Origin of the sequence: Streptomyces sp. NPDC006544 (genome assembly GCF_040611715.1) — a bacterium.
In the GTDB taxonomy this organism is placed as follows: domain Bacteria; phylum Actinomycetota; class Actinomycetes; order Streptomycetales; family Streptomycetaceae; genus Streptomyces.
The window spans coordinates 1-10,456 of the sequence record NZ_JBEXOV010000162.1 but is presented as its reverse complement, the minus strand read 5'-3'; the positions used below and the strand labels follow the sequence as shown (position 1 = coordinate 10,456).

Sequence of the window (10,456 nt, the reverse complement as noted above, 5' to 3'; positions counted from 1 at the left end):
GCCCAGGTCAGCGGCGATGCTCTTGTACGTCGCCCCGGGCGTGGACTCGTACAGGGCCACGGCATCGGCCTTGAACTCGTCCGAATAGTCCTTCAGAGCCATCGGTGGTCTTCTCGCTTCCTCCGGATCAATCAAGATCCATTATCAGCGTGTCCACCACTCAGGGGGAGGCCCCGGAGTCGGAGCTATCGGGTGTGCTGGGTAAGGCCGAACAGAGCACCGGTGGGATCGCGCAGGACCACGACTCCGTCGGAGTCCTGACGGACGTCGGTCGCACCGAGCTGTCGAGCCTGCTCGGCGTCGGCATCGGGTCTGTTGCTGGCGAAACCGACCAGCCAGAGTGATCGCTGCGCCGTTGGTTTGCCTGGCGGCGGGCTGGTGGCGGCGGTCGAGTTGTCCGGCAACCGGAACGCGGTGTGCTCGGGGTTGGAGCTCCAGTGCAGGGCTGGTCGGTAGAAGGCGGCGGCACGCTGGGGGTGGTCGGTGAGAAGGCTGATGCCGGCGAAGGTGCCCGGTTCGTGGGTCAGCTGCATGCCGGTGTGGGTGCCGGGCTGCCAGAGTGACAGTGGTGCGCCGACGGGGTCGAGGGCGACGGCGGCGTGGCCGAGCATCCCGACCCGGGTGGGTGCCACGATGATCTGGGCGCCCAGGCTCGTGAAGCGCGTGGCGGTGGCTTGGATGTCCGACACGGTGACGTTGATCGTCCAGTAGGGTGCGCCGGGGTCCTCGGCTGGCCCCAAGGCGGCGACGAGTTGTCCGCGCAGCGTGCAGAGCCTGTAGCCGTTGGGGTCCGGTGGGGCGACGATCCAACCGAACAGGGCGGTGTAGAACGCCGTCGTCGTCTCCATGTCGGGGGTGCCGAGGTCGATCCAGCTCACGCTGTTCTCGGGGTGCCGCGCGATGTTCATCGAGATGCCTTTCCGTTGAGGCCGCCTCGCCCCGGCAGCGGGGCGGGGCGAGGCGGTGGCCAGCACTGACGTCGGCGGCGACCTGCGGTGTCAGGTGTAGTAGGGCGAGTTCAGGTCGATGCTGGCGTCTTTGACGATGTCGCCGTCGAACATTCGTGTCGTTGCCGGGGATCCGGCCCGGCGGGCTTCTTCGGCGAAAGGGCCCTGCGCGAAGGCCAGGGCGTTCTCGGCGCTGTCGAACTCGTAGAAACCACCGACGGTGTGGGTGCCGATCCCGGACAGCCACGTCTTGCGGATCAAACCCGGCGCGGTCTTCAGTGCCGCGTTGACCTGGTGCCAGTCGAACTGCTCGAACGGCACTGCCGCCTGGATCTCGGTGTAGAGAAACGTCTTGCCCATCACGAACCTCCGGTTTCGGGGCCTGCCCGGCCCACGTTAGTAGTACGCGCGTCCTAGAAATGTGAGCATGGAGTAGGATGGCCGTACTAGTCAAGGGGGTTGCGATGGCCACGGACACGAAGTCCCGCATGATCAGCGCAGCGATCGGGCTGCTGCAACGCCATGGCCTGGCCGCGATGTCCTTCACCGACGTCCTGGCCGAGAGCGGTGCCGCGCGCGGGGCGATATATCACCATTTCCCCGGCGGCAAACAGCAACTCGCGCTCGAAGCCGCCAGCCGCAATGCGGAGGACGTCCGCGGTCACCTGCACGCACTGCCGGCGCACACGCCACGCGAAGTCGTGGAGGCGTTCCTCGGCAACGTCCGCACCGTGGTGCAGGCGTCCGCCGGGGGCGGCGGCTGCGCAATCGCGGCGGTCACCGTCGACGGCGGTGCGGCCATTGCCGACCAGAGCAGCCTGCGCACTGTCGCCGCCGAAGCGTTCACCGACTGGGTCGGCGAGCTCACCGGAAAACTCACCCAGGCCGGAATGAGCTCATCCAAGGCCGCCGATCTGGCCACCCTCATGATCGTCACGCTCGAAGGCGCCCACATCCTGTGTCGCGCTGCGGGCGGCATCGCGCCTTTCGACAGAGCCGCCGCGGCCCTGCTCTCCGCCCTCCCGAGCTGATCGGAGGGGCTGCGGCCGGTCAATGGGCGTGGCCGTGGGCGTCTGCCGTCGGCGTCCTCCAGTCGATGCCGTGTCGACGGGCCGCCGCGAGCGCTGTCGGCACGCCGTCCGAGTAGGGCTCGCCGTGACCGGGCAGCAGTGTCGTGGCTGTGACTGCGGCCAGGTACGTCAGGCTGTCCAATGCCTGTGCGGGGTCGTCGTTGAGGGTGCCGGGCATGATCCCGACGGCGCGGCGGCCGGTGACGACGTCGAGGGTCACCAGGGCGTCTCCCGTGATCAGCACATCGCGGTCGGCGAGCAGCAAGCAGCTGCTGCCCGGGCTGTGGCCGGGCGTGTGGATCACCCGAGGCGATCCCGGTATGTCCAGGCGCTGCCCGTCGGTGTAGGACTCGGCATGCAGGATCGGTGGCACGGCGAACAGACCCGCGCGCCCCCAGCGCACGGTGAGGGCAAAGACGTGAGGTTTCCACACGTTGCGCCGAATGCGCCGGGGCGGCATGTGCAGTCCGGCGCCTTTGGCCTGAGCCTCGTCGTCGGGGTGTACGTGCACCGGCCGGCCGGTGGCATCGGAAAGCCGGCGGATGATGCCCAGGTGATCGGCGTGTCCGTGGGTGAGCACGATGGCCCGAACCGCGTCCAGACCTTGCCCCCGCTCCTTCAGCCAGTCCGTCAGCGCGGTCCAGTGACCGGGCATACCGCCGTCCACGACGGTCAGCGCACCTTCCTGCTCGACGACGTACCAGTTGACCGGCCGTCTCCGAAACGGAACACCCCACGGGCAACCTCGATACCGGCCTGACGAAGTCTCTGCATCTCAAAGCGCCTCTCCCCCAACAACTTCCACGATGGAAGCCGCTGGGGATACTACCCATTCACTTCCATCATGGAAGCCGCTAGGCTGACGACATGCGTTCGTCCCTCGCCCCCGACAACTGCCCCGCCGCCCGAGCCCTGGACGTGGTCGGCGAACGATGGGCGCTCCTGGTGGTGCGTGAAGCCCTCAGCGGAGCCCGCCGGTTCGACGAATTCCGCGACCGGTTGCAGATGAGCGAGAACACGCTTGCCCGACGGCTGGCGGAGTTGACCGCCACGGGCGTCCTTGGGCGCACGCAGTACAGCCTCAAACCCGCCCGCTTCGAGTACCTCCTCACCGACAGGGGGCGCGCCTTGGTGCCGGTGCTCGTAGCCTTGGCCGCCTGGGGAAACGAGTGGACTGAGCCCGATCCCAATCTGCCGGGGCCGCCCGCGCGACCGGGCTGGCTCGACGACGGTGTCTCGGGCGCCGCCGAGCGGAGGAACTGACCGTCCGCGCCCGGCCGCGGGCATCCGATGCCACCGGCCGGGACGACACCGCGCCCGGCCGCGAACCTGCCTCCGCGGCGGAGGCAGCACGCGTCCCTGGGACAGCAGATGCTCGCGCTGCTCGTCCAGCTCGAAGCCGCCTGCAACGCAGCCGACGATCTCGCCCAAGCGGTGGAAGAGGCGTTCCTCCAGCACGAGAACGCGGAGATCATCCTGAGCTTCCCGGAACTCGGAATCCAGCTCGGCGCCCGTGTGCCGGCCGAGCTCGGCGATGACAGGAACCGGTTCGCCGACGCCCGCGGGCTGAAAGCCTACGCGGGGTCGCTGCCCATCACGCGGGCCATCCGGCAAGAAGTCCAGCATCACCCGCCGCCGGATCAAGAACGACCGGCTCAACCACGCCGGCTACCTCTGGGCCTTCTGAGCCCTGCGCGTCTCCCCCGGGGCCGTTGCCCGATACCGCCACCGCCGCGACGAACGCGGAGACTGGCACGCCTCCGCCCTACGCAACGTCTTCAACAGCCTGATCGGCCAGCTCCACCCATGCCTTCGGCACCGTGAACTATTCGGCGAAGAGGTGGCCCTCTCAACCACCGCGGAGCAGGCGCCGCAGGCAGCGTGAAGCGGTGATCAGCTGGCCCGAGTTGTCTCCTCGACAAGGTCAAGGTAGGTACGCCGGGCTGGAGGACGCCAAAACGAACACATCTGTGATCTCAGAACGGAGAGGGTGGGCCTGCCAGTGGCGCCGTGATCACCACTCTGGGAGCCTCGCTCGCACACCAGGACCGACGTGGGATGTCCTTGTGGGTGTCGACCCCCCAGGGTCACGTCCTCCGCCAGGGCCGGAACGTGCTGCGTTGTGGTTGTGGAATGGGAGTGCGAGGCTTCGGGCCTCGGCCTCGGGGTCCACAGTCGCGGGCGGCTGGCGACCCGGGAGGTGCGGGTGCGTGGTGACCCGCTCCGCTGTTGGTAACACTCAGTCGGGATGACGGGCCCGCAGGCCCGTTCACCCACACCCAGCGGCTGCGCATCGTCTGCGGCGTCCAGCACGCCCCGCCGCTGAGCAGGTCCGCCGTGAGCAGGCCCGTCGCGAGCACGAGGCGACCTGGCGGGTCCTGGTCGACCGGCGACGCACGCCGCGCCGCCAGTGCCAGCACGGTGCACGTCGCCGGGGTGGAGGGGGGCCCCGGTCTCCATCAACTCCCCCGCCGATTGGCCGTCCTGATTTTGCTTCAGTGAACCGACCGTTCTTGCAGAAGATCTTGACAGTCGCTCAGGCCCTTGGTTTCCTGCTCCAACGCCGATACGCGAGCCGCGAATTGTTAGCGCTAACAATACTTCGGCGTCCCCCACCACCCCAGGGGCCGAACACCTTGTCGCCGCTCCGAGGCGCCGTGCCCGGTCCAGCCGGACCCGCAGGCGCCGAGGACAGGTCCCCCTGCCTGAAGCGTGTGACAGCTCATCCGGTCACGAAGGAGATTCCAATGCGCAGACGAAGTTCCAGCCGCAGACGCCCGTCCGCGGTGCTCGCCGCCGTGGTTACGGCCCTGGCCGCGTGGGCGGCGCTGCTCGTCGCCGGCCCGGCGCAGGCGGCCACCACCAGCGACTTGCGCAGCGCTGCTTCCGGCCGCTGTCTCGATGTGGCGGGCTACAGCCAGACCGACGGCGCAAACACGCACATCTGGGACTGCCACGGTGGAGTCAACCAACAGTGGACGTTGACGGGCAGCAACCAGCTGACCGTGTACGGCAACAAGTGCCTGGATGTCCGGGGCGGCGCCACCAGGTCCGGGAGCCCGGTGCAGATCTGGACGTGCAACGGCAGTGAGAACCAGCAGTGGCGGGTGAACCCCGACGGCACGATCGTCGGCGTGCGGTCCGGGCTGTGCCTGGAGGTCTCGGGCTGGGGTACGGCCAACGGCACGGGGGTGCAGATCTGGTCGTGCCACGGCGGCGCCAACCAGAAGTGGACCGGCCTGTCCGGGGCGAGCAACGCGTGTGCGCTTCCGTCGGCCTACCGGTGGACCTCGACGGATCCGCTGGCGCAGCCGGCGAACGGGCAGCTCGCGCTGAAGGACTTCAGCACCACCACGTACGACGGCAAGCGCCTGGTCTACGCGACCACCTCCAACGGAACGACGTGGGGCTCGACGGCGTTCAGTCCCTTCACGAACTGGTCGGACATGGGGGCGGCCACCCAGACCGGGATGAACGAGCCCGCGGTGGCGCCCGAACTGTTCTACTTCGCGCCCAAGAACGTCTGGGTGATGGTGTCCCAGTGGAGTCAGTGGCCGCTCTACTACCGCACGTCCAGCGACCCCACCAACCCCAACGGCTGGTCCGCCGCGCAGCCGCTGTTCACCGGCAGCCTCCCCGTGGGCCCCGGGAACCAGAGGGACGCCCCGATCGACCCGACCATGATTGCCGACGACCAGAACATGTACCTGTTCTTCGCCGCTGACAACGGCAAGATCTACCGGGCGAGCATGCCCATCGGGAACTTCCCCGGCAACTTCGGCTCCTCGTACACGACGGTCATGAGCGACGCAACGGACCTTCTGTTCGAGGCGCCGGAGGTCTACAAGGTCCAGGGCCAGAACCAGTACCTCATGATCGTTGAGGCGCAGGGTTCGAACCGCTACTTCCGCTCGTTCACCGCCTCCAGTCTGAACGGTCCGTGGACCGTCCAGGCCGGCAGCGAGAGCAGCCCCTTCGCGGGCCAGGCCAACAGCGGTTCCACCTGGGCCAAGGGCGTCAGCCACGGTGACCTGGTCCGCAACAACCCCGACCAGACCATGACCATCGATGCCTGCAACCTGCAGTTCCTCTACCAGGGCCTCCCCACCAACACACCGGCGGGCACCGACTACCTGAAACTGCCGTACCGGCCGGGCCTGCTCACCCTGCAGCGCTGACCCGCCTGATCCACGGTGATCGCGATGGGGCGCGGTCCGCCGACGCGTAGACGAGCTGTCCACGGCGTGGGCAACTCCACCTGCTGACCGGTACTCACCGCACCGAGGAACCCCAGCCGCGCATCGGCTGGGGTTCCTCATCCTGTGTGCAGGCGGTTTCAGGGCCCAGGGCAGAGGCGTCCGCTGAAGTCGCCCCGTTGCTCAGCGCTACACACCACCTGGCGGTAGCCATACGAGAACCGGGCCGTGATCCCCGCGCGTTCGCAGCGGCCCATCGGGCACGCTCGGATCCTTGCCGTCGTCAGCCGGATCCCGGGTCGTGCCGATCCGGCTCATCACTGCCGGGGAAGGAGGAGTGTCGACGGTCGTCGACGCAACGACTTCCGACAGCCCGCGGTCTCGAAGCCGAAGACCAGGCAGGTCGGCACGGCCGGTCAGGCTTGATCCGCGGCACGCAGGGCTCGCGCCAGCCACTCCAGCTCCTCGGACGCGTCGGGAGACGCGTGCTGTCCGCGCACGCGGGCGACGAGCCCGCGATAGCGCTCCGCCCCTGCCTCGATCCCGGCCTCCAGGCACAACAGCACGGCTGCCCGATCGGCGTCGCCGAACAGCTCGGACAGCACTTCGGCCGCGGCCGGTCCCTCGGGGGTGATCCCGCGTTGCCTCACCTCCGCGACGGTCTGCACGACCTGCCTGGCCCACCAAATGGACGCCCCGGGGGCACGACTCTGCCCGGGGACCGGGGTGCTCAGCTCCAGTAGGGTGCGCATCCGGGCGCGGAAGCCGGGGTCCCGCACCAGCTCGGCCAGTTCGATCCAGGCGTCGACCTGCTCGGGTGTGGGGTCGTCGGGCAGTTCGATGCTGAAGGTGCGCATGCGGTCACGCAGGCGCGGGTCGAGGTCGAGACCGCCGAACACCTCCTCCTTGAACCCGTCGATGATCTGCTTGCGTTCTGCGGCCGAAAGCCGCGCCAACCGGTTCATCAGTGCTGTCTCCTCAGCGGTCGAACCACGTTTCGATACGGTGGACAGGACGGCCCGGCTCACCTTGAGCGAGCGGATCTGCGCGTCGAGCGCGGCCACGTGCGCCTCGGCGACCTCGGCGACCGTGGTGCGGCCACTCAAAACGCGGCACACGTCGTCGAGCCCGAGGCCCAGCTCCCGCAGGGTGCGGACCAGCTCGACGCGGGCCACGGACTGGGCGTCGTACAGCCGGTAGCCGCTCGCGGAGCGGGCCACGGGCGGCACCGCTCCCTCGTCCGACCAGAAGCGCAGGGTGCGCACCGGAAGTCCGGTGCGGTGCGCGAGCCGGCCGATGGTGAGCACGTCGGGGCGTTCGTCTTCCATGGGCGAAATCCTGCACCTTCCAGCCGCTGGAGACTCAAGCAGACGGGTGCGCGAGCCGGTGGATCTCGACGTCGAGGGGCTTTCCGCCGCTTGCGATGGCGGTCCCGCAGGTCCACAGAAGCTCGTGAGGACGCGGCACACGACGGGGCTCAGTGAAGGCGCATCAGTCCTGGCGGCACCATCTGCCGTGGGGGATGAGAATGCTTCAGGAATTCCGAAGTTTCGTCACTGGCTGTCCGACCGCGCGAGCGAGGGAGAAGCCCCGTTCAGTGACTCAGGACTCAGCAGTGGTCACGGGAGCTCACGGGATGTCGCACACGCGGTGGCGGCGGCCGCCGGCTGTCTCTTCCCGTGCTTCCTGTGCGGCTCAGCCGCTCGGCCACCACGGGGCGGTGTGCGGCCGGGAGCATGTGAGGGTTCGCGCCATCGAGGTGGAAAAGAAGCCCGGGCGGGTCACCGGGGCACCTGGTCACGAGGCCCGGTGAGACCGTGCGACCGCGTCTCGGCGAAAAATGATGGAGATGGCAACCTTTCCGCTCTGAGTGGCCACTTAGGGGTGTACCGACGAGGGTGAGCCGTGGTCAGCGGCGCTACGCCCTCTGTGTCAACACCCCCGATCGGAGCCCCACGTGTCACCAGACAACCCGAGATCCGCCGAGCAGCAGATGCCTCGGGAGCGCACGCCCCGCCGTAGCCGGATGCGCCGGCGCTTTGTCGCGGGGGCGGTGGCGGTGCTCGCCGCCTCGGCCGGTGTCGGCGCCCTGGCGCCCAGCGCGGGCGCCGCGGAGACCGTCGGCATCAAGGTGGACGCCGGTACCTCCTTGGGCACGGTGCCCAGCAGTGGTGTCGGCCTCAATCTGGGCTTCGGCGACGAGCACATGGGGGACGCCAATGTGACCTCGCTGATGAAGGCCGCGGGAGTTCGGCAGCTGCGCTATCCCGGCGGTTCCGGCGCGGACGAATACCACTGGAAGACCCACACCTCCGGCGACGGCAAGGGCTGGATCCCCTCCAACACCAACTTCGACCGCTTCATGGACATCGCGAAGAAGGTCGGCGCCCAGCCGATCCTGACCGCGAACTACGGTTCCGGCACCGCCCAGGAGGCCGCCGACTGGGTCAAGTACTCCAACGTCGACAAGGGTTACGGCGTCAAGTACTGGGAGATCGGCAACGAGGTCTACGGCAACGGGCATTACGGCAACGGCAAGGGCTGGGAAAGGGACGATCACGCCGACAAGAGCCCGAGGGAGTACGGGAAGAACCTGGTCGCCTACTCGAAGGCGATGAAGGCCGTGGACCCGACGGTGAAGATCGGAGCGGTGCTCACCACCCCCGGCGGCTGGCCGGACAAGGAGAAGGCTCCCGGTGACACCGCCGACTGGAACAACACGGTGCTCTCCATCGCGGGAAGCTCGATCGACTTCGTCATCGTCCACTGGTATCCGGGCGGCAAAACCACGGCCGACCTGCTGAACACCCCCTCCCAGATCGCCGCTACCACGTCCGAGCTGCGCTCGCTGATCGCCAAGTACACGGGCTCGCGCGCCGCTTCGGTGGAGATCGCGGTCACCGAGACCGACGGCGTCGGCTCGCCCGCCTTGACCAGCCAGGCCGCGGCCCTGTTCGCGCCGGACACCTACATGACCTGGTTCGAGCAGGGTGCCACCCACGTGGACTGGTGGAACCTGCACAACGGCACGGACCAAGCGCCCACCACCGTCCACGGCCAGACCGACTACCAGGACGGGGGCATTCTCTCCGCCGGAACCTGCGCCGGGGGGAAGTGCCAGCCGCCGCGCGACACAACCTTCCCCACCTACTGGGGCATCCGCTCGCTGACCGCACTGGCGCAGCCTGGCGACACCATCGTCAAGTCGTCCTCGGGCAACTCGTCGGTCAGTGTGCACGCGGTGCGGAGCAGCAACGGCGGTCTGAACGTCATGCTGACCAACAAGAGCCCGGAGAACGCGGCGGAGGTGTCGGTCTCGTACGCCGGATTCACCCCGGCCGCAGGGGCGGTCACGACCGTTTCGTACGCCAAAGAAGGCACCGCCCTGACGACGGCGGAGCGGGGCACGGCGGTCGCACAGACGCTGCCGCCGTACTCGATCACGACTCTTCAGCTGAAGCCCGCGTCGGGGACTGCCGCTGACAAGCCGACGCCCGCCCCCACGCCGACCGCCCCCGCGCCGGTTGTCTCCGTCTCCGGCACGACCGGTACCCGTGCGCAGGCGGGGATCGGCGCACCCGTCGGCCAGCCGACCCCGAGCAGCACGTCCGGCGACCTGGCTTCCACCGGGGTGGGCAACGCTGTCACGTACAGCGCCCTCGGTGGCCTGCTGGTCATCGTTGCCGGAAGCGTCCTGGTGCTTCGCGGACGTCGCCGCAAGGCTTTGCACGGGAAGTGAGACCGCGTGAGTGACTGACGGCCCGGCAGCTACGCCACCCGTGGCGTAGCCGTCCAGGGCGTAGCCGTCCAGGGCGAACAGCTTCCGCCGCTCGCCTGACGGCGGAGACGGCTCGGCCCCCTGCCCCACTCGGGAAGCAGGGGGCCGAGCCGTCTGTGGCCTGTGCCGAGGTGGGCACGCCGAGCTCCCGGGCTCGGGCCCGTGCTCCTGCGGACCGGTCAGGACGGAGTTGCGGCAGCGAGCGGGTTGGCAGGCTGCGAGTTGTCGGGTGAACGGCAGCGCATCGCGATCGCCCGCGCCCTGCTGCGCGAACCCCGGCTGCTGCTCCTGGACGGGGCGACTTCGCAGCTGACGTCGTGCACGGGCGGGGGGGGGCGTGGGGCGGGGCCCCCCCCCCCGCCGGCGGCACCCCCCCCCCCCGGCCCCCCGCGGCGGCCGCCGCCCCCACCCGCACACAACGCCCCCCCCCCCCCCCGCCCGCCCCGCCGCGGGCCAGGCCCGCCG

Annotated in this window: 8 protein-coding genes and 3 pseudogenes; 6 read left to right on the top strand and 5 right to left on the bottom strand. The window is 69.1% G+C overall.

Going from position 1 to position 10,456, the window contains the following annotated elements:
* The 3 genes from ABZY44_RS36245 to ABZY44_RS36235 all read right to left on the bottom strand — a co-directional run.
* On the bottom strand, positions 1 to 102 hold a 102-nt coding region (locus tag ABZY44_RS36245), incomplete at its 3' end, for a transposase (RefSeq protein ID WP_356661560.1).
* Between the two features lie 83 nt (positions 103 to 185).
* Complete coding sequence (locus ABZY44_RS36240; protein ID WP_356661558.1) at positions 186 to 908, bottom strand: VOC family protein; 723 nt, start codon at positions 906 to 908, stop codon at positions 186 to 188.
* A gap of 90 nt (positions 909 to 998) precedes the next feature.
* Entirely contained in the window at positions 999 to 1,307 is a 309-nt protein-coding gene (locus tag ABZY44_RS36235) for a hypothetical protein (RefSeq protein WP_356661556.1), read from the bottom strand.
* Between the two features lie 104 nt (positions 1,308 to 1,411).
* Between ABZY44_RS36235 and ABZY44_RS36230 the strand changes: the two genes are divergently transcribed.
* Positions 1,412 to 1,978 carry a TetR/AcrR family transcriptional regulator gene (locus ABZY44_RS36230; RefSeq protein ID WP_356661554.1) on the top strand — a complete coding sequence of 189 codons (567 nt, stop codon included), beginning with the start codon at positions 1,412 to 1,414 and terminating at the stop codon, positions 1,976 to 1,978.
* A 19-nt stretch (positions 1,979 to 1,997) separates the two neighbouring features.
* On the opposite strand, the pseudogene ABZY44_RS36225 reads toward ABZY44_RS36230, so the two are convergent.
* Positions 1,998 to 2,723 (bottom strand): annotated as a pseudogene (locus tag ABZY44_RS36225) (MBL fold metallo-hydrolase); the annotation flags it as partial.
* A gap of 161 nt (positions 2,724 to 2,884) precedes the next feature.
* On the opposite strand from ABZY44_RS36225, the gene ABZY44_RS36220 reads away from it, so the two are divergent.
* The 3 genes and pseudogenes from ABZY44_RS36220 to ABZY44_RS36210 all read left to right on the top strand — a co-directional run bounded on the left by ABZY44_RS36220 (position 2,885) and on the right by ABZY44_RS36210 (position 6,195).
* Positions 2,885 to 3,280: a helix-turn-helix domain-containing protein gene (locus ABZY44_RS36220; RefSeq protein ID WP_356661552.1), complete on the top strand. Its 396-nt coding sequence runs from the start codon at positions 2,885 to 2,887 to the stop codon at positions 3,278 to 3,280.
* Positions 3,281 to 3,373: 93 nt separating this feature from the next.
* Positions 3,374 to 3,902, top strand: a pseudogene (locus ABZY44_RS36215) (transposase); the annotation flags it as partial.
* 862 nt (positions 3,903 to 4,764) lie between these two features.
* Positions 4,765 to 6,195, top strand: a complete 1,431-nt coding sequence (locus ABZY44_RS36210) for a non-reducing end alpha-L-arabinofuranosidase family hydrolase (protein ID WP_356661550.1) — start codon at positions 4,765 to 4,767, stop codon at positions 6,193 to 6,195.
* 434 nt (positions 6,196 to 6,629) lie between these two features.
* On the opposite strand, the gene ABZY44_RS36205 is transcribed toward ABZY44_RS36210, so the two are convergent.
* Positions 6,630 to 7,541, bottom strand: coding sequence for a MerR family transcriptional regulator (locus tag ABZY44_RS36205; protein WP_356661548.1), 912 nt, complete (start codon positions 7,539 to 7,541; stop codon positions 6,630 to 6,632).
* 698 nt (positions 7,542 to 8,239) lie between these two features.
* On the opposite strand from ABZY44_RS36205, the gene ABZY44_RS36200 reads away from it, so the two are divergent.
* Together ABZY44_RS36200 and ABZY44_RS36195 are read left to right on the top strand one after the other, a co-directional pair.
* Positions 8,240 to 9,952, top strand: a complete 1,713-nt coding sequence (locus ABZY44_RS36200) for an LPXTG cell wall anchor domain-containing protein (RefSeq protein WP_356661546.1) — start codon at positions 8,240 to 8,242, stop codon at positions 9,950 to 9,952.
* Positions 9,953 to 10,204: 252 nt separating this feature from the next.
* Positions 10,205 to 10,309: pseudogene (locus tag ABZY44_RS36195) on the top strand (ATP-binding cassette domain-containing protein); the annotation flags it as partial.
* Positions 10,310 to 10,456: the final 147 nt, after the last annotated feature.

What these genes read in the sequence shown, in the direction of transcription:
- ABZY44_RS36210 (WP_356661550.1), top strand. Translation starts at nt 4,765, where the DNA reads ATGCGCAGACGAAGTTCCAGCCGCAGACGCCCGTCCGCGGTGCTCGCC.
- ABZY44_RS36220 (WP_356661552.1), top strand. Translation starts at nt 2,885, where the DNA reads ATGCGTTCGTCCCTCGCCCCCGACAACTGCCCCGCCGCCCGAGCCCTG.
- ABZY44_RS36240 (WP_356661558.1), bottom strand. Translation starts at nt 908, where the DNA reads ATGAACATCGCGCGGCACCCCGAGAACAGCGTGAGCTGGATCGACCTC.
- ABZY44_RS36205 (WP_356661548.1), bottom strand. Translation starts at nt 7,541, where the DNA reads ATGGAAGACGAACGCCCCGACGTGCTCACCATCGGCCGGCTCGCGCAC.
- ABZY44_RS36230 (WP_356661554.1), top strand. Translation starts at nt 1,412, where the DNA reads ATGGCCACGGACACGAAGTCCCGCATGATCAGCGCAGCGATCGGGCTG.
- ABZY44_RS36235 (WP_356661556.1), bottom strand. Translation starts at nt 1,307, where the DNA reads ATGGGCAAGACGTTTCTCTACACCGAGATCCAGGCGGCAGTGCCGTTC.
- ABZY44_RS36200 (WP_356661546.1), top strand. Translation starts at nt 8,240, where the DNA reads ATGCGCCGGCGCTTTGTCGCGGGGGCGGTGGCGGTGCTCGCCGCCTCG.